We start from the raw sequence: 20,041 nt of genomic DNA on the forward strand, positions 1-20,041 counted from the left end.
GGGCTGCTGATCGCCCTCAAGCCCATTTAACCCACGGCCATATTGTCGATCAGCCGGGTCTTGCCCAGCCACGCGGCGACCAGGATGCGGCCCTGGGTCTGGCCGATCGGGCCAGGGCCCAGCCGCGAGAGGTCGGTGGCTTCGCGCACTTCCACATAGTCGACCTGTCCGAAGCCGGCCGCCTTCAGCGCGGCCGTCGCCGCGTGCTCGGCCTCGTCGATCCGGCCGCCCGCGGCGACCGCGGCGGCGGCGGCCTTGATGGCCGTCGGCAGGGCCACGGCGGCGGCGCGCTCTTCGGCTGACAGGTAGGCGTTGCGGGAGGAGAGGGCGAGACCGTCCTCGGCCCGCGCCGTCGGGGCGCCGATGATCTCGATGGGGATGTCCAGGTCGCGGGTCATCCGCTTGACCACCTGCAGCTGCTGATAGTCCTTCTCGCCGAACACCGCGACGTCGGCCTGGCTCTGGATGAACAGCTTGGCGACCACGGTGGCGACGCCGCCGAAGAACTGCGGCCGGGCCGCGCCCTCCAGCGGTTCGGAGACGCCCGAGACCGTGATCGCCGTGGCGAAGCCGGGGGCGTACATCTCCGCGCCGTTGGGGGCGAACATCAGGTCGCAGCCGACCGAGGCCAGCTTCTCGGCGTCCATCGCTTCGCCGCGCGGATAGGCGTCGAAGTCCTCGTGCGGGGCGAACTGCTTGGGATTGACGAAGACGGTGGCGATCACCCGGTCGGCGTTCCGCTGGGCCAGGCGGATCAGGGTCAGGTGGCCCTCGTGCAGGGCGCCCATGGTCGGGACCAGGGCCACGCGCTGGCCAGCGGCCTTCCAGGCGCGGACGTGCTCGCGCATCTGCGCGACGGTGCGGACGATCTGGGTCATGGCGAGGTCTCCACGCGGACAGGCGGCGCTTATGGCCTCGTGGCCTCCGCAGGTCCACCATCCGTTGCGTGAGGCCGCGCCGGGGGTGCGACAATTATGCTTGTGGATTGAACCGGTTGACCCGCTAGGGCGGTGGTAACATCGTGTTAACCTTCAGTCCAAGGTCGCGCGAGTCGCGACGCATCGAGGATCGAGTCATGGCCGAAACGCGCGTCATCGTCGTCGGCAACGAAAAGGGTGGTGCGGGCAAGTCCACCATCGCCGTCCACCTTGTCACCGCGCTGCTGTACGGCGGCGCCAAGGTCGCCGTGCTGGACCTGGACCTTCGCCAACGGACGTCGGGCCGGTTCTTCGAGAACCGCCGGGCCTGGGCCGCCAACAAGAAGCTCGATCTGCCCATGCCTTTGGCGCTGGACCTCAGCGACAACGACATCGCCCTGGCCGAAAAGGGCGACGAGGCGCAGGTCGCCGGCTTCGAGGCCGCCTTCGCCAAGGCCGCCGAGGAATGCGATTTCATCCTGATCGACACCCCCGGCGGCGACAGCGCCATCACGCGCCTGGCCCACGGCCGCGCGGACCTTGTCGTGACGCCGATGAACGACAGCTTTGTCGACTTCGACATGCTGGGCACCGTCGATCCGGTGACCCTGGAGCTGACCAAGCCCAGCCTTTATTCGCTGACCGTCTGGGAAGGCCGCAAGCAGCGCGCCCTGTCGGGCCAGCGCCAGGCCATGGACTGGGTGGTGCTGCGCAACCGCCTGGCCACCACCGAGGCCCGTAACCGCAAGCGCCTGGAGGACCGTCTGACGGCCCTGGCCAAGCGTGTCGGCTTCCGCATCGGCCCCGGCCTGCGCGACCGCGTCATCTATCGCGAGCTGTTCCCGTTCGGCCTGACCATCGCCGACCTGTCGCCGCAAGTGCGTCCGGTGCCGGTGTCGCTGCAGCACCTGGCCGCGCGCCAGGAACTGCGCGCCCTGATGCACAGCCTGGGCCTGTCGGCCTATTCCGGCGAGACGCTTCTGGCGGCGCAGTAGGCGCTCGTCTAAGTTCGGGAAGCGGGCGGCTGGGGCGACCCTGCCGCCCGTTTTTCGTATCTGGAGTTCCGATGCTGTACCTGCTGCTGGGCGCGGCCATCCTCGTCTTCCTGCTGTGGCCGAAAGGACGCGCGTTCCTGAACGGCGACGGCTGGCGGGTCGGCGCGGGCGCGGCCTCGATCGCCGCCTTCGCCGGGGCGGCCTACGCGTCGATCCGTGGCTCCTGGGGCACGGGGATCGTGCTGGGCGTCATCGGCCTGTGGAGCGTCACCGAGGCCCGCCGCCGGCCGGTCATCCGCCGCGAGATCGTCCATCCGCCCAAGGCCGAGCTCAGCCTGTCCGAAGCCCGCGCCATCCTCGGCGTCGGCCCCGAGGCGAGCCTGGACGAGGTCAAGGCGGCCTATATGCGGCTGATCCAGATGGCTCACCCGGACAAGGGCGGCACCGAAGGCCTGGCCGCCCAGCTCAACGCCGCGCGGGATCGTTTGATCAGGCGGCGAAGCTGAGCTACGACTAGCGCCATGATCAATAACGAACGTTTCTGGCGCCGCCGCTCTTCGGGCCAAACCTGCTCGGTATGACGCTCTGACCTTCGTTGAGAGCGAGCCACGGGCCGTGGCTCAAAGGCGTCATTTCAGTTTCGGACCTTGATCCTCCCATGACTATCCAAGCTTCCCCTTCGGCCATTGACTGGGCCGGGCGTTTCAGCGCGCGCATGGACCGCGTCCACGCCAGCGAGATCCGCGAGCTTCTCAAGCTGCTGGACCAGCCCGACATCCTGTCGTTCGCCGGCGGCATTCCCGATCCCAGCCTGTTCCCGGCCGAGCGGATCCAGGCCGAGTACGAGGCCGTGCTGGCCGACCCGGTCCTGTCCAGCCAGGCGCTGCAGTATTCCGTCAGCGAGGGCTATCTGCCGTTGCGTGAATGGATCGCCGAGCGGATGACCCGCGACGGCATGCCCTGCGAACCGCACAACATCATGCTGACCGCCGGCTCGCAGCAGGCGCTGGACCTGATCGGCAAGCTGTTCATCAGCCCGGGCGATACGGTGGTGGTGGCGCGGCCGACCTATCTGGGCGCGCTGCAGGCCTTCAACGGCTACCAGCCGACCTATCGCGACCTGCCGGAAGCGGCGTTGCGGGGCGGGCAGACCGACCTGCCGCACGGCGCGCTTGGCTATTTCGTGCCCGACTTCGCCAACCCGACCGGCGTCAGCCTGATCCTGGAGGAGCGCAAGGCCCTGCTGGATCTGGCCACCGCGCTGGACATGACCCTGGTCGAGGACGCGGCCTATCGCGAGCTGCGCTTCGCCGGCGAGTCGACGCCGACCGTGCTGGCCCTCGACATCGAGCGGGCGGGCGGGATCGACAACGCTCGGACCCTGTTCCTGGGCACGCTGTCCAAGACCCTTTCGCCGGCGCTGCGCATTGGCTGGGTCTGCGGCCCCAAGCCCGTGATCGAGAAGCTGGTCCTGCTCAAGCAGGGCGCGGACCTGCACGTCTCGACGATCAACCAGATGGTCGCCCATCGCGCCGTCTCGGAGGGCTATGACCAGCACCTGCACCGCCTGCGCGGGGCCTATGGCGCCAAGGGGCGGGTGATGCTGGCCGCCCTGGAGCGGACCATGCCCGAGGGGGTGACCTGGTCGCATCCGGAAGGCGGCATGTTCGTCTGGATCAACCTGCCGGAAGGGATCGACGGCGCGGCCCTGCTGGCGCGGGCCATCGCGGAAGAGCGCGTCGCCTTCGTGCCCGGCGCGCCGTTCTTCGCCGAGGTGAAGACCGCCAACGCCATCCGCCTGAGCTACTCGCTGCCGACCGACGCGCAGATCGAGGAAGGCGTGGGCCGGCTGGCGCGGCTGATTTCCAAGGTGATCGCCGAGGCCTAGAAAAGCAAAACCCCGGAGGTCGCCCTCCGGGGTTTCTTGTTTCAGCGGCGGCTAGTCCGCTAGCGCGGCGACAGCACCATGCAGGGCATGCGCTTGGCCTTCAGGGCCGAGCAGACCTCGCGCGCCGCGTCCGAGGTCAGGCCCTGGAACTGGGCGCGGAAGGCGCCGCCGGCCGCGCCTTCGACGGCGCCCTCGGCATCGGCGACCATCTTGGCGAAGCGGCCGCGCACCAGCTTCAGCTGGTCGTTGGCCAGCGACTTGGACTTGAACGCGCCGACCTGCACGCCCCATTCGCCCTTGGGCTTCCTGGCGGCCTTGGCCGGTTTGCTGGCTTCCTGAGCGCCGCGCAGGGTGGGGGAGACCTTCACCGGGCCCGGATTACGCGGGTTCTCGGTCAGGACGATCCGCAGGCCGGCCTGGTCGCCGTCACCCTGTTCGGTCGACGGACGCTCGATCGGACCCGAGGGCTCTTCCTCATAGATGTTGGCGGCGATGCTGGTGCGTTCGCCGCGCGACCGGCGCTTCATCACGTCGAAGCCAGTCAGCAGCAGGTCTTCCATGTTGTTGTCGCGCCAGGCGGTCGAGGGGCCGCCCAGGACCACGGCGATCAGGCGACGGCCGTCGCGCACGGCCGAGCCGGCGAGGTTGAAGCCCGAGGCGTTGGTGTAGCCGGTCTTCAGGCCGTCGAAGCCGTCCATGCTGTCCAGCAGGCGGTTGTGGCCCTTGATGTAGTTGCCCCGGAAGTAGAAGCCCTTCACCGAGAAGTAGCTGTAGTACTGCGGGAAGTCGCGCATCGCGGCGCGCGACAGGATGGCCAGGTCGCGGGCGGTCGAGATCTGACGGCTGTCGGGCAGGCCCGAGGCGTTGACGAAGCGGGTGTTGCGCATGCCCAGTTCCTGACCGCGCAGGGTCATCAGGGCGGCGAATCGCGACTCGCTGCCGGCGAGTCGCTCGGCCATGGCCACGGCGACGTCGTTGGCCGACTTGACGGTCATGGCCTTGATGGCCTCGTCGACCGAGAGACCGTCGCCCGGCGAAATGCCGATTTTGGTCGGAGCCTGGGCGGCCGCGCGGGGCGACATGACGACCCGGTCCGTCAGCTTCAGGCGGCCTTCGCTCAGCGCCTCGAAGGTCAGGTACAGGGTCATCACCTTGGTGACCGAGGCGGGGTAGCGAGGGCTGTCGGCTCTTTTGTCGTAAAGGACTTCGCCCGAATTGGCGTCGATCACGATCGCCGCGTACTTCGGCTCCTGAGCGTTCAGCTGCAGATAGGGTATGGCCGCCGAAGCCGGGGTGGGCGCGACCGCGCCGAACAGGCACGAGAGCGCGAGGCCGGCGACGGCTAGCAGGGATCGGGCGGGGGTAAGCTTGGCGAACATGAAGCGGCGTCCGTCATTTGAACTGGGAGCGGTTTCGCACCGCCACACGCGTGACCACTAGCATGATGGAAGCGGCCTTTCGCTAAAGTAAACAACTGGTGAGCGATCTTGCCGCAGCCGCAAAAATATCAGGCGCGCGGCGCCAATGCTGCAGCTTGAGGTCTCGTGACGTTACGTCATGGTGCGCTGCACAAAATCATTGACTGCTGCACTGCAACATGAGAGAACCGTGGTGTTCCAAGCGCAGATGGGCGAGTTGCAGCTCGTTCGTCCGCCCCGCTCCGATCTTCCCTCCCCAGGAGAATTCCCATGGCCGCCGCCGAAACCGTCAAGAACACCGTCGAACAGTTCAGCACCGCCTCGAACCAAGCGTTCAAGGACGGCGTCGAGAAGTCGCTGGCCGCCCTGGCCGAAGCCAACACCCACTCGAAGAAGAACCTGGAAGCCGTCGTCGCCTCGGTGACCGCGGCCACCAAGGGCGCTGAAGCCCTGGGCGCCCAGACCTTCGCCTATGGCAAGAAGGCCGCCGAGGACCAGGTCGCCGCCGCCAAGTCGCTGGCCGCCGCCAAGAGCGTGCAGGAAGCCGTCGAGCTGCAGACCGCCTGGGCCAAGTCGGCTCTGGAAGCCTACATCGCCCAGGTCAGCAAGGCCTCGGAGATCGTCTCGGCCTCGATCAAGGACTCGGTCAAGCCGCTGAACGAGCGCATGACCGCCGCCGTCGAGAAGTTCCAAGCCGCTCGCTAAGAGCTGGCTCCGAACCGACAAGGCTAAGAGGCCCGGACCCCAAGGTCCGGGCCTTTTCTCTTTTGCGCCCTCGCGCAGCACGGTAAGCATGCCGCACCAGTTCATTGGAGCGCATGCATGTCGAAGGTCGAGGAACGCCTGAAGGCGATTGGGATCGAACTGCCCCAGCCGGTGGCGCCGGTCGCCAACTACGTGACCTTCGTCAAGACGGGCGCCCTCGTACACATCTCCGGCCAGATCTCGCTGGACGCCGACGGCGGCGTCAAGGGCACGGTCGGCGTCGACGTCGACCTGGAGACCGCCCAGAAGGCCGCCCGCATCTGCGGGATCAACCTGCTGGCCCAGATGAAGGCCGCCTGCGATGGCGACCTGGACCGCGTGGTCCGCGTCGTGAAGTTGGGCGGCTTCGTCCAGGCCGGTCCGGACTTCATCGACATCCCCAAGGTCATCAACGGCTGCTCGGACCTGATGGTCGAGGCGCTGGGCGACGCGGGCCGCCACGCCCGCTCGGCGGTGGGCGTCTATCGTCTGCCCCTCGGCTTCGCGGTCGAGGTCGACGCCGTGGTGGAGATCGCCTGATGCGCTCGCGCGAACGTCCCTCGACCGACGTCTTCGGCGAGGCGTGGGAGCGCCTTTTCGACCCGCCGGTGGCCCATCGTGGCCTCTGGACCCCGGACGGCGCGCCGGAGAACTCGCTGGCCGCCTTCCAGGCCGCCTGCGCGGGCGGCTACGGCATCGAGCTGGACGTCCAGCTGACCGCCGACGGCGAGGCCGTGGTCTTCCACGACGAGCGCCTGGAGCGCATGACCGGCCAGGAGGGCCGCCTGCGCGACCACACCGTCGCCGAACTCGGGGCCATGACCCTGAACGGCACGGACGAGACCATCCCGACCCTGGCCGATACGCTGACCATGATCGGCCACCGCGCGATGGTGTTCATCGAGCTGAAGACTCCCTTCGGCGAGGTCGGGCCGCTGGAGAAGCGGGTCACCGACGTCTTGGTCGACCACAATGGCCCGACCGCCGTGATCGGCTTCAACCCCTACTCGCACGCCTGGTTCGCCGACCATCACCCGCAGATCCTGCGGGGCCTGGACAGCTACGGCTGGAACGACGAGGGCGCCCGCAAGCTGGCCCCCGAAATGCGCAAGTCGCTGGCGGCGCTGGAGCAGGTCGAGCTGGCGCGCCCCGATTTCCTGGCCCTGGGCCTGGACATGTTGCCCAGCGCCCGCGCCGACCTATATCGCGCCAAGGGCATGCCAATCGTCGCCTGGACGGTTCGCTCGCCCGACCAGTGGGAAGGCGTGCGCGACCATTGCGACAACCTGATCTTCGAGGGCTTCACGGCGTGAGTTCGGCCCCGGCGGGCGTCCAGTCGGCGGTTCGCGTCCATCGCGAGATCGCCGAGATCGGCAAAGCCGCCTGGGACGCCTGCGCGGACCACACCGGTGATCCGTTCGTCAGCTACGACTTCCTGTCGATTCTCGAAGAGAGCGGTTGCGTGGGTCCGCGCGCCGGCTGGGCGCCGCAGCACCTGTCGGTTCTGGACCAGAACGACGTCGTCGCCGGCGTCATGCCGCTCTATCTGAAGTCCCACAGCCAGGGCGAATACGTCTTCGACCATGCCTGGGCCGACGCCTACGAGCGGGCCGGCGGGCGGTACTATCCCAAGCTCCAGTGCTCCTCGCCGTTCTCGCCGGTGACCGGCTCGCGACTGATCGTGCGGCCCGACGTGGATGTCGACGAGGGGCGCTCGGCCCTGCTGGGCGGCGCCCTGACCCTGTGCGAGCGCATGGGCGCCTCGTCGCTGCACGTGACCTTCCCCGTGGAGGCCGAGTGGGCCTGGATGGGCGAGCGCGGCATGCTGCTGCGTCAGGATCAGCAGTATCATTGGGAGAACCGGGGCTACGCGACCTTCGACGACTTCCTGGCGGCCCTGTCGGCCAACCGCCGCAAGACCATCCGCCGCGAGCGCCGCGACGCCCAGGACGGGCTGGAGATCGTCGCCCTGACCGGCGACGACCTGACCGAAGACCACTGGGACGCCTTCTTCGGCTTCTACATGGATACGGGGTCGAGAAAGTGGGGCCGGCCGTACCTGAACCGCCGCTTCTTCTCGCTGCTGCAGGAGCGGATGGCCGACAAGGTGCTGCTGATCATGGCCCGTCGGCCGGGCGGCCCCTGGATCGCCGGGGCGCTGAACCTGCTGGGCCGCGACTGCCTCTACGGCCGCCACTGGGGCTGCACCGAGGACGTGCCGTTCCTGCATTTCGAGCTCTGCTACTACCAGGCCATCGAGCACGCGATCAGGCTGGGCCTGCCGCGCGTCGAGGCCGGGGCGCAGGGGCAGCACAAGATCGCGCGGGGCTATCTGCCCAGCGCGGTCTACTCTGCCCACTGGATCGCCGACCCGGCGCTTCGCGAGCCGGTGGCGCGCTATCTCGAGCGTGAGCGCGAGGCGGTCGAGAGCGATATCGCCCTGTTGACGGAAGAATATTCGCCGTTCCGGGAAGAGCGGTAGCCGCCCTTACCCGTCTTCCCAGCGAAGGCCGGGGAGACGGATTTGGAGGGTGAACGCCTTCCTAGCTCAGCCGCACTTCCCCGACCTTGTCCTTGTAGTCCGTCTTCGGATCGACCCCGAGCATCATCTTCACGCCCGCGAACAGGCTGTGCTCGTTCAGCCAGATCTGGGCGTCGCCCGGCTCGAAGCGCAGCAGGCGCAGCTTCGGATCGTCCTTGCCCTCGTACCAGGCCGCGACGAAGGGGTTCCACAGGCGCTCGATGGTGGTGCGGTCATTGTCGATCCGCAACGATCCGTCGACCGTGGCGAAGACCTCGTGTCCTTTGGAGGCGAAGTGCAGCAGCGCGTCGCGTGTCTGGCCCTCGACAGCCTGGACGAGGTCGACATCGACCGCGCTGAAGATCCAGATCGGGCCTGAATGGTCACCTTCGATGATCGCGGTCATCGGCTGGGCGCGACCGCCCTCGAGATCGGGCAGGCCCAGCATCACGGTGCGGTCGGACTTCAGCGCCTTCCAGAATTTCTCGGCCAGATCAGCGTCTTTGGACATGATGGTCTCCTTGTTCGCGAAGACCAACGGCGAGGTTGAGACGCCGTTCCCAAGGCGAAGGTTCAGGACCGTTCCCAGGCGGCCTTAAACAGCGCCTTGATCGTGTCATCGACCTCGGCGGGCGAGGCCAGCGGAAGCTTGGCCTTCAGGCGCTCGGACCAGCCTTCGTTCCTGGGCTCGGAGAGGCCAGGGGAGGCGTCGGGCTCGACCGCCAAGCCTAGCATCGCCGCGCCGCCCTTGATGGGCTTCAGGGCCGCGAACTGCGCCTTGCGCGACCAGGCCGTGAAACCCTTGCGCTGGCCCATGACCAGATCCGGGAAGTCGGCGACGGCCGCCTCGACCGCCTTCAGGATCGCCGCCGAGGCCGGGTCGGTCCACAAGGCTTCGCGCAGGCCGTCGGCGTCGTCCCAACCCATCCGCGACGGGAAGGCGACTCCGAAGATGGCGGCGGCGCGATTCTGGCCGATGCCGTAGGTCGCCTTCAGCCAGTCGGCGCGGGCGCGCGGCTTGGTCTCCTGGCACTCGCGACGGACGATCTCGACCCATTCGTCCAGGGTCTTGCCGGTCTCGCGCTCCAGGTTGGCCTTGACCGAGGCGAACCACTTCCGTTGCTGCTCGGTGAGGCCCTGAGGTCTGGTGTCCACGGTTTGCGCGCCTCGTACGGTTTGCTAGGACCATTCCGTCAAAGGGAGACGGTCATGAGCCTCGACGGACGCTACGACGCCGACAACATCTTCGCCAAGATCATCCGTGGCGAGATCCCCAGCGTGAAGCTGTTCGAGGACGACAAGGTCCTGGCCTTCATGGATGTCTTCCCGCAGTCGCGCGGCCACGCCCTGGTGATTTCCAAGGTCAGCCAGGCGCGCAACATCCTGGAGGTCGAGCCCGAGGTGCTGAGCGACCTGGCCGCCGCCACCCAGAAGCTGACCCGCGCCGTGGTCTCGGCCCTGAAGCCCGACGGTGTGGTCGTCACCCAGTTCAACGGCGCCCCGGCCGGCCAGACGATCTTCCACCTGCACTTCCATGTCATCCCGCGCTACGAGGGCGAGGCGCTGGGCCGCCATGGCGAGGGCGGCATGGCCAATATTGAAGAACTCAAGGCCCTGGCGGGGAAGATTTCCGCGGCGCTTTAGGCGGTTCGAAATCCTGGGTCGGGTATCAGGCGAAGGGCGCGCGACGAATTTCGTACGCGCGCCTTGAACTTGGGTATTCGCGGAGCGCGCCATGACCTCGGACGAGATTGATCGCGGCGGCCTGCACCGGTTGATCTACGCCAGCCGGTTCACCGGGGCGACGCAGGACCTCGACGAGGTTCTTCGGGCGATCATCGCCAAGTCGATCCACAACAACCGCCTGGACGACGTCACGGGCTTTCTGGTGGCCGGGGAGGAGCGGTTCCTGCAACTGCTGGAAGGACCCGCGCAAGGCGTGGAGGCGATCTATGGCAGGATCGCCGGGGATCCGCGCCACGCGGATCTGGCTCGGATCTACAGCGGCCCGGCTGACCGCCGTCTGTTTCGCGACTGGAACATGGGTCAGCACCGATTGGGCGCGGCCGACCACGCGTTGTTGGCCGAGGTCGGGCTGGAACACTTCGATCCCGCGGGTTTGAACGTCGAGCTCGCGGAACGTCTGCTGATCCGCGCCGGCGGGCGCCACCTGCGCGGCGGTTAGCGCCCCTCAGCCGATCAGCTTCCCTAGGGCCGTGTAGAAGGCCAGCAATACCGCCATCCCGCCCAGCAACGACCAGCCTTGCATGCGGATCTTCTCGCTGAGGCGAGCTTCCGTCTGGGCGATTTCGCCGCGTAGCGTGAGCTTGGTTTCTTGGATCTCGGCCTTTGTTGAAAGTTCCAGCTGCCGAATGTCCGCTTTCGTGGCGAGTTCCAACTGTTTCAAGTCCGCTTTGTTGGCGAGCTCCAACTGTTTTAGATCGTCCTTGGTCGCGAGATGGCTGATATCGGGCATGTTGGCCGTCTGCTGCACGATTTCGACAATGGCTTCAGCCATGCGCTGCTCCATGCCGGCTTCGCGAAGCCGTTTGGAGGCGCTGAGCGTATCGAAGGCGATCGCGGTCATGGACACACGCTAATCATTTGTTCTCGTTTCGTCCACAATTTTCGCGCGTATTCAAACGAAAAGGGCCCGGATAGCTCCGGGCCCTTCGCTAGGTCCTTGACCGAGCCTATTCGACCAGAACCGGTTCGGCTTCGTCGGTCTTGCTGGCCTTCGGGTCGGGCGTGCCTTCGATTTCGAAGGCGATCTTGCCGTTCTCGAGGACCACCTTGACGTGGCCGCCGCGGACCAGGCGTCCGAACAGGATGTCGTCGGCCAGGGGCTTCTTGATGTGCTCCTGGATGACGCGACCCAGCGGACGGGCGCCGTAGAGCTCGTCGAAGCCGTTCTTGGCCAGCCAGTCGGCCGCGTCGTCGCTCAGCGAGATCGTCACGTTCCGGTCGGCCAGCTGGGCCTCCATCTGCATGACGAACTTCTGCACGACCTGGCGGATGATCTCCGGCGTCAAAGGCTTGAACTGCACCACCGCGTCGAGACGGTTGCGGAATTCCGGCGTGAACAGGCGCTTGAGGGCGGCCTCTTCCTCGCCGACCACCTTGTCGCGACCAAAGCCGATGGACTGGCGTTGGGCGTCCGAGGCGCCCGCATTGGTGGTCATGATCAGAACCACGTTGCGGAAATCGACCTTCTTGCCGTTTGAGTCGGTGAGAACCCCGTGGTCCATGACCTGCAGCAGGATGTTGTAGACGTCCTGGTGAGCCTTCTCGATTTCGTCGAGCAGCACGACCGCGTGCGGGTGCTGGTCGACGGCGTCGGTCAGCTGGCCGCCCTGGTCATAGCCGACATAGCCGGGAGGGGCGCCGATCAGGCGGCTCACGGTATGGCGTTCCATGTACTCGGACATGTCGAAGCGGATCATCTCGATGCCCAGGGTCAGGGCCAGCTGCTTGGCGGCTTCGGTCTTGCCGACGCCGGTGGGGCCGCTGAACAGGAACGAGCCGATCGGCTTGTCCGCGTCGCGAAGACCGGCGCGCGCCAGCTTCATGGCCGAGGACAGTTGCATGATCGCGTCGTCCTGACCGAACACGGCGCGCTTCAGGTCCGTTTCCAGCTCCTTCAGCGCCTCGGTGTCCGACTTGCTCACCGACTTGGGCGGGATGCGGGCGATCTTGGCCACGACGGCTTCGATCTCCTTGACGCCCAGGACCTTCTTGCGGCGGCCTTCCGGCAGCAGCATCTGGCCCGCGCCCGCCTCGTCGATCACGTCGATCGCCTTGTCGGGCAGCTTGCGGTCGGTGATGTACTTGGCCGACAGCTCGACCGCGACCTTGATGGCCTCGGCGGTGTATTTCAGCTTGTGGAAGTCCTCGTAGTAGCTCTTCAGCCCCTTGAGGATCTTGATGGTGTCTTCCACCGTCGGCTCGTTCACGTCGATCTTCTGGAAGCGACGGACCAGGGCCCGATCCTTCTCGAAGTGCTGGCGGAACTCCTTGTAGGTGGTCGAGCCCATGCAGCGCAGCGAGCCCGAGGCCAGCGCGGGCTTCAGGAGATTGCTGGCGTCCATCGCCCCGCCGCTGGTCGCGCCGGCGCCGATCACGGTGTGGATCTCGTCGATGAACAGCACCGCGTTCGGGTGGTTCTCGAGTTCCTTGACCACCTGTTTGACGCGTTCCTCGAAGTCGCCGCGATAGCGGGTGCCAGCCAGCAGCGCGCCCATGTCGAGCGAGTAGATGGTGGCGCCCTCTAGGACCTCAGGGACCTGGTGCGTGACGATCTTGCGGGCCAGGCCCTCGGCGATGGCGGTCTTGCCGACGCCGGGATCACCCACCAGCAGCGGGTTGTTCTTGGTGCGGCGGCACAGGATCTGGATCGCGCGTTCCACTTCGTTCGCGCGGCCGATCAGCGGGTCGACCTTGCCCTGGCGGGCCTTTTCGTTGAGGTCGACGCAATAGGCTTCCAGAGCTTCGCCGCCCGTCTTGGTGTTCGGCTTCTCGCCATCGTCCTCGGCCGCGTTCGAGCCGGCGTTGGCGCCCTTGACGTTCTTGGGCTCCGAGGCGCCGGCCTTCTTGGCGATGCCGTGGGCGATGAAGTTGACCGCGTCGTACCGCGTCATGTCCTGCTCCTGCAGGAAGTAGGCGGCGTGGCTTTCACGTTCGGAGAAGATGGCGACCAGAACATTGGCGCCGGTGACCTCTTCGCGGCCCGACGACTGGACGTGGATCACCGCGCGCTGGATCACGCGCTGGAAGCCGGCGGTCGGCTTGGCGTCCTCGTCGTCGTCGACGACCAGCGAGGCCAGTTCGACGTCGAGATAGTTCGAGAGGCTCTTCTTCAGCGCGGTGAGATCGACGTCGCACGCACGCATGACTCCGGCGGCGTCCTCGTCGTCGGTCAGGGAAAGCAGGAGATGCTCGAGCGTCGCGTACTCGTGCTTACGCTGGTTGGCGTACGCGACGGCGCGATGCAGGGACTCTTCCAGGGGGCGCGAAAAAGAGGGCAATGGGGGGCTCCTCAGTCCTTTTCCATGGTGCACTGCAGGGGGTGCTGATGACGGCGCGCCGAGTCGATGACTTGCGCGACCTTGGTCTCTGCGACTTCGTAAGTGTAGACACCACACACCCCCACGCCGTTCTGATGGACGTGGAGCATGATGCGCGTGGCGTCTTCACGCGACTTGTTAAAGAACCGTTCGAGCACGTAAACGACGAACTCCATGGGAGTGTAGTCGTCGTTGAGAATCAGAACTCGATAGAGCGAAGGCTTCTGCGTCTTCGGCTTCACTTCCGTGACGACCGACGATCCAGCGCCGTTGCTTTGTCCGCCTTGCTTCCGCTCGGCCATCGACTTGTTCTCTCCCGGCGGGCAAATCACCCGCCTGTCTGAATTAGATATGGAAACGCGACGGCTTTGGAAGAGCCCGAGACGCGTCTGCGCCGCTTTAACACAGGGGCGCCTCGGAAAACGGCTTCACGATTGGGAGAGCGAAGACCGCGCGCGAACGGTTCCGTGGGCGAAAGGTCCAAATGGTGCGCGGCGTGATGTCGCGCAAGAGGGGCAATGGGCCGTGCGGCGGCGACTCAGTCAGCGACCTTTCAAGGCTCGCCCACTGAACACAGCCGCGGCGCCGAACTTGCCGCGCAGGGCGTCGATGGCGGTCTCGCTCTTCAAGGTGCGGCGCTCGTCGTCGGCGAACATGTCCGAGCCGGCGGTCTCGGCGTCGACGAACTCGGTCAGGCCCGCGCCGATCAGGCGGTAGGAGAGGCCCCCGGGCTCGGCGGCCAGCAGTTCGCGCGCTACCTGGAACAGGGTGCGGGCCGTCTGGGTCGGAACGGCCAGGGTGCGGCGGCGGGTGTGGATCTTGAAGTCGGGCGTGCGCAGCTTCAGCGTCGCGACCCGGCCGGCCACGCCCTCCTTGCGCGCCTGATTGGCGACCTTCTCGCAGAGCGGCCAGAGTTCGTCCTCCAGCGCATCGCGCTTGTGCAGGTCGTCGTTGAAGGTGGTTTCGGCGCTGATCGTCTTGCGCGACTGGTCGGGATCGACCATCCGGCTGTCCTGGCCATGGGCGAGGCGGTGCAGGCGCAGCCCGCCGGAGCCCAGGCGGTTGGCCAGCAGCTTCAGGTCGGCGGCGGCGATGTCGCCGACGGTCTTCAGGCCGATCTCGGCCAGGCTCGAGACCGTGGCCGGCCCGACGCCCGGCAGGATGCCCACGGGCTTGGAGGCCAGGAACGTCTGGGCCTCGGCCGCGCCGATCGCCGAAAAGCCGCGCGGCTTGTCCAGTTCCGAGGCGATCTTGGCCAGGAACTTGTTGGGGGCCAGCCCGATCGAGACGGTCAGGCCGATGTCGCGCTCGATCTCGGCCTGCAGCCGCGCCAGCATCGCCGCCGGCGTCGCGCCGTGCAGGCGCTCGGTGCCGGTCAGGTCGATCCAGGCCTCGTCCAGGGACAGCGGCTGGATCAGCGGCGTCAGCCTGTCCAGCTTCTCGTGGATGCGCCGGCTGGCCTCCTTGTACTTGGCGAAGTCGGGCTTGATGACCACGGCGTCGGGGCACAGCTTCAGCGCCTTGAACATCGGCATGGCCGAGCGCGCCCCGCTCATGCGGGCGATGTAGCAGGCGGTGGTCACCACCCCGCGCTTGCCGCCGCCGACGATCACCGGCTTGTCGCGCAAGGACGGATCATCGCGCTTTTCCACCGAGGCGTAGAAGGCGTCGCAGTCCAGGTGGGCGATCGAGAGCGTCCCCAGCTCCTCGTGGAAGATCGTCCGCGGCGAGTGGCACGACGGACAACGCGCGGCCTTGGCCTCGCCGGTCCACCCGCAGTCGCGGCACAGGGACTTCATGGGAGCGTCCTTAGGCCTCCAGCGGCCACAGCCAGACCGCGCCGCGCACGCCGGAGCTGTCGCCGTGGGCGGCCTTCTTCACCGGCGTCTCGAAGACGTCAGAAAAGACGTGCGGGGCGATGGCGGCCGGCAGCCGCTCATAAAGCGCGTCTATGTTCGACATGCCGCCGCCCAACACGATGACGTCCGGATCGATGATGTCGCAGATCGCGGCCAGGCCTCGGCCAAGGCGGTCGATATAGCGGTCCAGGGCAGCGGCGGCCGAGGCGTCGCCGGATTCAATGGCGTCCATGCTCTCCTGGCCCGTGGGGAAGCCCGCGTCGCGCGAGAACGCCGGACCCGCGACCCATTTCTCCATGCATCCGTTGCGGCCGCACCAGCACTCGGGACCGGGATATTCCTCCGGCTTGGGCCAGGGCAGGGGCATGTGGCCCCATTCGCCGCCGACGCCGTTGTGGCCCTCGATGATGCGGCCGTCGACGACCACGCCGCCGCCGCAGCCGGTGCCCAGGATCGCCGCGAACACCACGCGCGCGCCGGCCCCCGCGCCGTCGGCGGCCTCGGACAGGGCCAGGCAGTTGGCGTCGTTGGCCAGGCGCACCGGGCGGGCCAGGCGCTGCTCCAGGTCCTCGCCGAACGGGCGACCGTTCATATAGACGCTGTTGGCGTTGCGGATCAGACCGGTGCGCGGCGAGATCGAGCCTGGAATGCCCACGCCCAACCGGGCGCAGGTCGCGCCGGCCATGCACTCGGCGTCGACCAGCAGCCCGGCCACCACATCCAGCGCGGCCTCGTAGTCGCCGGGATTGGGCTTGCGCACCCGCGCGGCGAACTCGCCGGTCTCGCCGAGGGCGGCGACCTCGATCTTGGTGCCGCCGAAATCGACTCCGAACCGGATCATGCGAACAGACGCTCCTCGATGGCGGCCTTCAGGCGGGGCCACTCGTCAATACGGACATGGCGGTCGGGCGCGGACGGGGCGAACGGGCGCAGGCGCTCGTCGCTGACCATCTGGAACCGCCCGATGCCGGGCGCCTTCTCCGCCACCGATTCCAGCTGCGGCAAAAGGTCGTCGATGAAGACGGAGCGACCCGAGGTGCGTCCGGCCAGATCGGCGGCCGCCGGCCCCTTGGGGCCGCTGTTGATGATCAGGGGATAGTCGAAGCCGTGCGTTTTCAGCCACTTGGCCCGTGTCAGCCGGCCGTGTTCGGGCGCGTTGGTCAGGATCACCACCTCGGCGCGGGTCGACAGATCGGCCAGCGCGTCCGCCGCGCCGATCGCCGGGGGCAGGTCGTCGGCCCCGTCGCGGAAGAAATCATCGAACAGGGCCTTGCCGGCGATCAGATCGAGGTGTTCCGTTTCGCCAGGCCGGTAGATATTCTGAAACAAGGCAAAGCGATCAACTCTCAGTTCGAAGCCATGGCGCGCGATGAAATCGCCGAAACCGCGCATGAACTGCGCGAGCACCTCGTCGACATCGACGATGACCAGCGGCGCGGTCGGCGTGACGGCGCAGGCCTGGAGGTCGGAGTAGCGTTGTTCCATGAGCTTATGGGTCTTAACGCGATTAGCGGGGGCTTAAGGATATTCGTGGCAACTGGTTCTGGAAGGTGACGCGAATCCCTAGCCGTCGCCACGTGACCTTTTGGTCGGGGTAAGGATGACGAAGAAGGTCCTCATCGTGGAGGATAACGAGCTGAACATGAAGCTCTTTCATGATCTGCTCGAAGCCCAGGGTTACGAGACCCTGCAGACCCGTGAGGGTCTGTCGGCGCTGTCCATTGCCCGCGACAACAAGCCCGACTTGATTCTGATGGACATCCAGCTGCCGGAGATCTCTGGTCTGGAAGTCACCAAGTGGCTGAAGGAAGACGACGAGCTCGCCCACATCCCGGTCGTGGCCGTCACCGCCTTCGCCATGAAGGGCGACGAAGAGCGCATCCGCGAGGGCGGCTGCGAGGCCTATATCTCCAAGCCGATCTCGGTGGTCCACTTCCTGGACACCATCAAGCGGCTCCTGGACAAGGTTCCCGCCGCATGAGCGCCCGGATCCTCGTCGTCGACGACATCGAAGCCAATGTCCGTCTGCTCGAGGCCAAGCTGACGGCGGAGTACTACCAAGTCTCGACCGCGATGGACGGGCCGACGGCCCTGGCGATGGCCGCCCGCGACCTGCCCGACATCATCCTGCTGGACGTGATGATGCCCGGCATGGACGGCTTCACCGTCTGCCGCAAGCTCAAGGAGGATCTGGCCACCCGCCATATCCCGGTGGTGCTGATCACGGCCCTCGACGGGCGCGCCGATCGCATCCAGGGCCTGGAATCGGGCGCCTCGGACTTTCTGACCAAGCCCATCGACGACGTCATGCTGTTCGCCCGCGTGCGCAGCCTGACCCGTTTCAAGCTCGTGATCGACGAACTGCGCCAGCGCGAGGCCTCGGGCCGCCGCATGGGCGTGATCGCCGGCGCCGCCGCCCGCCTGGACGGCCTGGGCGGCCGGGTGCTGATCGTCGACGACAACGAACGCCAGGCCGCCCGCATCGCGGCCGAGCTGGGCGTCGAGCACCGCCCGGTGATCGAGAGCGATCCCGAAAAGGCCAGGATCAGCGCCAGCGGCCCCGTCGACCTGGTGATCGTCAACGCCGCGGCCAAGACCTTCGACGGCCTGCGCTTCACCGCCGCCTTGCGGTCGGAAGATCGTTCGCGTCAGCTGCCCGTCCTGGCGATGGTCGATCCCGACGACCGTGGTCGCATGGTCAAGGCGCTGGAAATCGGCGTCAACGATATCCTGCTGCGTCCCGTGGACCCGCAGGAGCTGTCGGCGCGCGTCAAGACGCAGATCCAGCGCAAGCGATACACCGACTATCTGCGCAACAACCTCGACCATTCGCTGGAGCTGGCCGTCACCGACCAGCTCACGGGCCTTCACAACCGTCGCTATATGACCGGCCAGCTCGACTCGCTCGTCAAGCGCGCGGCGATGGGCGGCGAGCCGGTCTCGGCCCTGCTGATCGACATCGATTTCTTCAAGAAGATCAACGACACCTTTGGCCACGACATCGGCGACGAGGTGCTGCGCGAGTTCGCCCTGCGCCTGGCCTCGAACGTCCGCGCCATCGACCTGCCGTGTCGCTTCGGCGGCGAGGAGTTCGTGGTCGTCATGCCCGACACCCATCTGGCCGACGCCCTGCGCATCGCCGAACGGATCCGCAACCACGTGGCCGGCTCGCCCTTCAAGGTGGGACCGACCAAGGAACAGCTGACGGTGACCATCTCGATCGGCGTCTCGGCCACGCTCGGCGCCGACGACACCCCCGAAGCGCTGCTGAAGCGCGCCGACCAGGGCGTCTACCAGGCCAAGGCCTCGGGCCGGAACGCGGTGGTCGGCAAGGCCGCGTAAGCGCCTTCCAGGTCTCGACGTCCAGGGATAGGCGGGTGCGGTGCGCCCGGCGCATTTCTCATAGTCGGCAAGCCCCGAACTTGCGCCTCGGCGTGTTGGGCGTCCCAAAACCGTTACATGGCGGCGCTAGACCTGCGCGTTCCGAGGGCGGCGCATGGGCTACGACAGCTTCTATTTCCTGAAGAAGGCGTACGGGATCTATCCCGGCGTCGTGGCGCCGGTGTCGGCGCGCTGCCTGCGGGAACATTATGCCGCGCGCAAGGCCAGACGGGGCCACGCCCGCGCGGCGCTGGACGCTGTGGTCGGCCTGGCCTTTCACGCCTGGATCCCTGGCCGCGCGGCCGAGGTCGCCCGTAAGTTCGGTCTCGACGAAGCCTGGCGCCGCCGGGCCGTCGAGATCGCCCATGAACGCTTCGTCGATCCCAACGATCTGGCCCTGTTCCGCATCGACGACTCCATCCAGCTGGACGGCTATATTCGCCGCTTCGAGGACGCGGCGCTGAACAAGCGGATCAATCCGCTGGGCTGGACCCGCGACTGCGCGCTGGCCGACAAGGTCCGCTTCGAGGCGCGCTGCGCGGCCGCCGGTCTGCCGCATCCGCGCACCGTGGCGGTGGTCACGGGCGGACGCGTCACGATGAGGTCGGAGCCGGGCGGTCGCGACCTGGTGCTCAAGCCGGCGGACGGGGAGGGCGGCGATGGCGTTGTCATCCTGGAGCGCGTGGCCGACGCCGCCGATCTGGCTGGCCGCTTGCCGCGCGGCCGGGGCGCCTGGCTGGTCCAGGACCGGGTGGACACCCATCCGGCCCTCAAGGACCTGGCGTTGGACGCCCTGCCGACCGTACGCATCGTCACCATGGTCGACGAGGTCGGCGCGCCCGAGGTGGTCAGCGCCACCTTCCGCTTCGCCTCGGTGCGCGGCGCCAAGGTCGACAACATGAAGGCCGGCGGGTTGATTTCGGCGGTCGACCTGCCGGTCGGATCGCTGGGCGTGGCCTGCAAGGGATACGGCGGCGGCGACCACGCCGTGCATCCAGTGACCGGCGCGGCGATCGCCGGCCGCATGCTGCCCGACTGGCCCGCCGCCAAGGGCCTGGTGCGTCGGGGCCATGCCGAGACCTTCGCTGACTACGCCCTGATCGGCTGGGACGTGGCCCTGACGCCGCACGGTCCGGTGCTGATCGAGGGCAATGGCAAGCCGGGCGTGCTGATGCCTCAGCGCGCCGCGCGACAGGGCCTGGGCGTCGGCCGCTACGGCGCGTTGCTGGCTTATCATCTTGCCATCAAACCGTAG

23 protein-coding genes are annotated in these 20,041 nt (G+C 67.2%); 13 read left to right on the top strand and 10 right to left on the bottom strand.

All coding sequences use genetic code 11. From position 1 onward, the window contains the following. Positions 1 to 26 precede the first annotated feature (26 nt). Entirely contained in the window at positions 27 to 878 is an 852-nt protein-coding gene (gene panC / locus AC1RJ9_RS24710; RefSeq protein WP_492840825.1) for a pantoate--beta-alanine ligase, read from the bottom strand. 197 nt (positions 879 to 1,075) lie between these two features. On the opposite strand from panC, the gene mipZ reads away from it, so the two are divergent. From mipZ to AC1RJ9_RS24730, 4 genes are all read left to right on the top strand, one after another. Beyond that, complete coding sequence (mipZ, locus tag AC1RJ9_RS24715) at positions 1,076 to 1,912, top strand: division plane-positioning ATPase MipZ (protein ID WP_492840827.1); 837 nt, start codon at positions 1,076 to 1,078, stop codon at positions 1,910 to 1,912. A 71-nt stretch (positions 1,913 to 1,983) separates the two neighbouring features. Next, positions 1,984 to 2,418, top strand: a complete 435-nt coding sequence (locus AC1RJ9_RS24720) for a J domain-containing protein (protein WP_492840829.1) — start codon at positions 1,984 to 1,986, stop codon at positions 2,416 to 2,418. Between the two features lie 15 nt (positions 2,419 to 2,433). Beyond that, positions 2,434 to 2,493: a hypothetical protein gene (locus AC1RJ9_RS24725; RefSeq protein WP_492840937.1), complete on the top strand. Its 60-nt coding sequence runs from the start codon at positions 2,434 to 2,436 to the stop codon at positions 2,491 to 2,493. A gap of 77 nt (positions 2,494 to 2,570) precedes the next feature. After that, on the top strand, positions 2,571 to 3,800 hold the full coding sequence (locus tag AC1RJ9_RS24730; RefSeq protein ID WP_492840831.1) for an aminotransferase-like domain-containing protein: 1,230 nt from the start codon (positions 2,571 to 2,573) through the stop codon (positions 3,798 to 3,800). A 59-nt stretch (positions 3,801 to 3,859) separates the two neighbouring features. Here AC1RJ9_RS24730 and AC1RJ9_RS24735 read toward each other — a convergent pair whose 3' ends face one another. Further along, the gene (locus tag AC1RJ9_RS24735) at positions 3,860 to 5,179 is read right to left on the bottom strand and encodes a D-alanyl-D-alanine carboxypeptidase family protein (protein ID WP_492840833.1); all 1,320 of its coding nucleotides are present in this window, start codon (positions 5,177 to 5,179) and stop codon (positions 3,860 to 3,862) included. A gap of 309 nt (positions 5,180 to 5,488) precedes the next feature. Between AC1RJ9_RS24735 and AC1RJ9_RS24740 the strand changes: the two genes are divergently transcribed. The 4 genes from AC1RJ9_RS24740 (at position 5,489) to AC1RJ9_RS24755 (ending at position 8,444) form a co-directional block, all read left to right on the top strand. Then, complete coding sequence (locus AC1RJ9_RS24740) at positions 5,489 to 5,923, top strand: phasin family protein (protein ID WP_125159352.1); 435 nt, start codon at positions 5,489 to 5,491, stop codon at positions 5,921 to 5,923. Between the two features lie 117 nt (positions 5,924 to 6,040). Then, complete coding sequence (locus AC1RJ9_RS24745; RefSeq protein WP_492840835.1) at positions 6,041 to 6,502, top strand: RidA family protein; 462 nt, start codon at positions 6,041 to 6,043, stop codon at positions 6,500 to 6,502. Further along, on the top strand, positions 6,502 to 7,275 hold the full coding sequence (locus AC1RJ9_RS24750) for a glycerophosphodiester phosphodiesterase (RefSeq protein WP_492840837.1): 774 nt from the start codon (positions 6,502 to 6,504) through the stop codon (positions 7,273 to 7,275). Before AC1RJ9_RS24745 ends, AC1RJ9_RS24750 begins: the two co-directional genes overlap by 1 nt. After that, on the top strand, positions 7,272 to 8,444 hold the full coding sequence (locus tag AC1RJ9_RS24755) for a GNAT family N-acetyltransferase (protein ID WP_492840839.1): 1,173 nt from the start codon (positions 7,272 to 7,274) through the stop codon (positions 8,442 to 8,444). Before AC1RJ9_RS24750 ends, AC1RJ9_RS24755 begins: the two co-directional genes overlap by 4 nt. A 61-nt stretch (positions 8,445 to 8,505) precedes the next feature. Here the strand turns inward: AC1RJ9_RS24755 and AC1RJ9_RS24760 are convergent, their stop codons facing one another. Further along, entirely contained in the window at positions 8,506 to 8,994 is a 489-nt protein-coding gene (locus AC1RJ9_RS24760; protein WP_492840841.1) for a pyridoxamine 5'-phosphate oxidase family protein, read from the bottom strand. A gap of 62 nt (positions 8,995 to 9,056) precedes the next feature. Beyond that, positions 9,057 to 9,638 carry a DUF4287 domain-containing protein gene (locus tag AC1RJ9_RS24765; RefSeq protein ID WP_492840843.1) on the bottom strand — a complete coding sequence of 194 codons (582 nt, stop codon included), beginning with the start codon at positions 9,636 to 9,638 and terminating at the stop codon, positions 9,057 to 9,059. 54 nt (positions 9,639 to 9,692) lie between these two features. Between AC1RJ9_RS24765 and AC1RJ9_RS24770 the strand changes: the two genes are divergently transcribed. Together AC1RJ9_RS24770 and AC1RJ9_RS24775 are read left to right on the top strand one after the other, a co-directional pair. Beyond that, positions 9,693 to 10,127 (top strand): HIT family protein, encoded by a 435-nt coding sequence (locus tag AC1RJ9_RS24770; RefSeq protein WP_492840845.1) that lies wholly within the window; start codon positions 9,693 to 9,695, stop codon positions 10,125 to 10,127. A gap of 91 nt (positions 10,128 to 10,218) precedes the next feature. After that, positions 10,219 to 10,668: a BLUF domain-containing protein gene (locus AC1RJ9_RS24775; RefSeq protein ID WP_492840847.1), complete on the top strand. Its 450-nt coding sequence runs from the start codon at positions 10,219 to 10,221 to the stop codon at positions 10,666 to 10,668. Positions 10,669 to 10,674: 6 nt separating this feature from the next. Here the strand turns inward: AC1RJ9_RS24775 and AC1RJ9_RS24780 are convergent, their stop codons facing one another. The 6 genes from AC1RJ9_RS24780 to AC1RJ9_RS24805 all read right to left on the bottom strand — a co-directional run bounded on the left by AC1RJ9_RS24780 (position 10,675) and on the right by AC1RJ9_RS24805 (position 16,890). Beyond that, positions 10,675 to 11,070: a CCDC90 family protein gene (locus AC1RJ9_RS24780; protein WP_492840849.1), complete on the bottom strand. Its 396-nt coding sequence runs from the start codon at positions 11,068 to 11,070 to the stop codon at positions 10,675 to 10,677. A 106-nt stretch (positions 11,071 to 11,176) separates the two neighbouring features. Next, complete coding sequence (gene clpA, locus AC1RJ9_RS24785; protein ID WP_492840851.1) at positions 11,177 to 13,507, bottom strand: ATP-dependent Clp protease ATP-binding subunit ClpA; 2,331 nt, start codon at positions 13,505 to 13,507, stop codon at positions 11,177 to 11,179. Between the two features lie 11 nt (positions 13,508 to 13,518). Next, complete coding sequence (clpS, locus tag AC1RJ9_RS24790) at positions 13,519 to 13,848, bottom strand: ATP-dependent Clp protease adapter ClpS (RefSeq protein ID WP_013079900.1); 330 nt, start codon at positions 13,846 to 13,848, stop codon at positions 13,519 to 13,521. Positions 13,849 to 14,088: 240 nt separating this feature from the next. Next, complete coding sequence (locus tag AC1RJ9_RS24795) at positions 14,089 to 15,345, bottom strand: DNA polymerase IV (RefSeq protein WP_492840853.1); 1,257 nt, start codon at positions 15,343 to 15,345, stop codon at positions 14,089 to 14,091. Positions 15,346 to 15,355: 10 nt separating this feature from the next. Continuing rightward, positions 15,356 to 16,246, bottom strand: a complete 891-nt coding sequence (locus tag AC1RJ9_RS24800) for an ROK family protein (RefSeq protein ID WP_492840855.1) — start codon at positions 16,244 to 16,246, stop codon at positions 15,356 to 15,358. Further along, a complete protein-coding gene (locus AC1RJ9_RS24805) occupies positions 16,243 to 16,890 on the bottom strand; it encodes a hypothetical protein (RefSeq protein ID WP_492840857.1) in 648 nt (215 codons plus the stop codon). The genes AC1RJ9_RS24800 and AC1RJ9_RS24805 overlap by 4 nt, the downstream gene beginning before the upstream one ends. Before the next feature lie 115 nt (positions 16,891 to 17,005). Here AC1RJ9_RS24805 and divK point away from each other — a divergent pair, with 115 nt between their 5' ends. The 3 genes from divK to AC1RJ9_RS24820 all read left to right on the top strand — a co-directional run bounded on the left by divK (position 17,006) and on the right by AC1RJ9_RS24820 (position 20,041). Beyond that, positions 17,006 to 17,386, top strand: coding sequence for a cell-cycle response regulator DivK (gene divK / locus AC1RJ9_RS24810; RefSeq protein WP_099576699.1), 381 nt, complete (start codon positions 17,006 to 17,008; stop codon positions 17,384 to 17,386). Beyond that, entirely contained in the window at positions 17,383 to 18,747 is a 1,365-nt protein-coding gene (locus AC1RJ9_RS24815) for a PleD family two-component system response regulator (protein WP_492840859.1), read from the top strand. Before divK ends, AC1RJ9_RS24815 begins: the two co-directional genes overlap by 4 nt. Before the next feature lie 154 nt (positions 18,748 to 18,901). Next, complete coding sequence (locus AC1RJ9_RS24820) at positions 18,902 to 20,041, top strand: sugar-transfer associated ATP-grasp domain-containing protein (RefSeq protein WP_492840861.1); 1,140 nt, start codon at positions 18,902 to 18,904, stop codon at positions 20,039 to 20,041.

It is taken from the genome of Caulobacter sp. GW822-FHT07D08, from assembly GCF_058798735.1.

Excerpts from the sequence above, each read along its gene's own strand:
- panC (WP_492840825.1), bottom strand. The coding sequence starts at position 878 with ATGACCCAGATCGTCCGCACCGTCGCGCAGATGCGCGAGCACGTCCGC.
- mipZ (WP_492840827.1), top strand. The coding sequence starts at position 1,076 with ATGGCCGAAACGCGCGTCATCGTCGTCGGCAACGAAAAGGGTGGTGCG.
- AC1RJ9_RS24720 (WP_492840829.1), top strand. The coding sequence starts at position 1,984 with ATGCTGTACCTGCTGCTGGGCGCGGCCATCCTCGTCTTCCTGCTGTGG.
- AC1RJ9_RS24730 (WP_492840831.1), top strand. The coding sequence starts at position 2,571 with ATGACTATCCAAGCTTCCCCTTCGGCCATTGACTGGGCCGGGCGTTTC.
- AC1RJ9_RS24735 (WP_492840833.1), bottom strand. The coding sequence starts at position 5,179 with ATGTTCGCCAAGCTTACCCCCGCCCGATCCCTGCTAGCCGTCGCCGGC.
- AC1RJ9_RS24740 (WP_125159352.1), top strand. The coding sequence starts at position 5,489 with ATGGCCGCCGCCGAAACCGTCAAGAACACCGTCGAACAGTTCAGCACC.
- AC1RJ9_RS24745 (WP_492840835.1), top strand. The coding sequence starts at position 6,041 with ATGTCGAAGGTCGAGGAACGCCTGAAGGCGATTGGGATCGAACTGCCC.
- AC1RJ9_RS24750 (WP_492840837.1), top strand. The coding sequence starts at position 6,502 with ATGCGCTCGCGCGAACGTCCCTCGACCGACGTCTTCGGCGAGGCGTGG.
- AC1RJ9_RS24760 (WP_492840841.1), bottom strand. The coding sequence starts at position 8,994 with ATGTCCAAAGACGCTGATCTGGCCGAGAAATTCTGGAAGGCGCTGAAG.
- AC1RJ9_RS24770 (WP_492840845.1), top strand. The coding sequence starts at position 9,693 with ATGAGCCTCGACGGACGCTACGACGCCGACAACATCTTCGCCAAGATC.
- AC1RJ9_RS24775 (WP_492840847.1), top strand. The coding sequence starts at position 10,219 with ATGACCTCGGACGAGATTGATCGCGGCGGCCTGCACCGGTTGATCTAC.
- AC1RJ9_RS24780 (WP_492840849.1), bottom strand. The coding sequence starts at position 11,070 with ATGACCGCGATCGCCTTCGATACGCTCAGCGCCTCCAAACGGCTTCGC.
- clpS (WP_013079900.1), bottom strand. The coding sequence starts at position 13,848 with ATGGCCGAGCGGAAGCAAGGCGGACAAAGCAACGGCGCTGGATCGTCG.
- AC1RJ9_RS24795 (WP_492840853.1), bottom strand. The coding sequence starts at position 15,345 with ATGAAGTCCCTGTGCCGCGACTGCGGGTGGACCGGCGAGGCCAAGGCC.
- AC1RJ9_RS24800 (WP_492840855.1), bottom strand. The coding sequence starts at position 16,246 with ATGATCCGGTTCGGAGTCGATTTCGGCGGCACCAAGATCGAGGTCGCC.
- AC1RJ9_RS24805 (WP_492840857.1), bottom strand. The coding sequence starts at position 16,890 with ATGGAACAACGCTACTCCGACCTCCAGGCCTGCGCCGTCACGCCGACC.
- divK (WP_099576699.1), top strand. The coding sequence starts at position 17,006 with ATGACGAAGAAGGTCCTCATCGTGGAGGATAACGAGCTGAACATGAAG.
- AC1RJ9_RS24815 (WP_492840859.1), top strand. The coding sequence starts at position 17,383 with ATGAGCGCCCGGATCCTCGTCGTCGACGACATCGAAGCCAATGTCCGT.
- AC1RJ9_RS24820 (WP_492840861.1), top strand. The coding sequence starts at position 18,902 with ATGGGCTACGACAGCTTCTATTTCCTGAAGAAGGCGTACGGGATCTAT.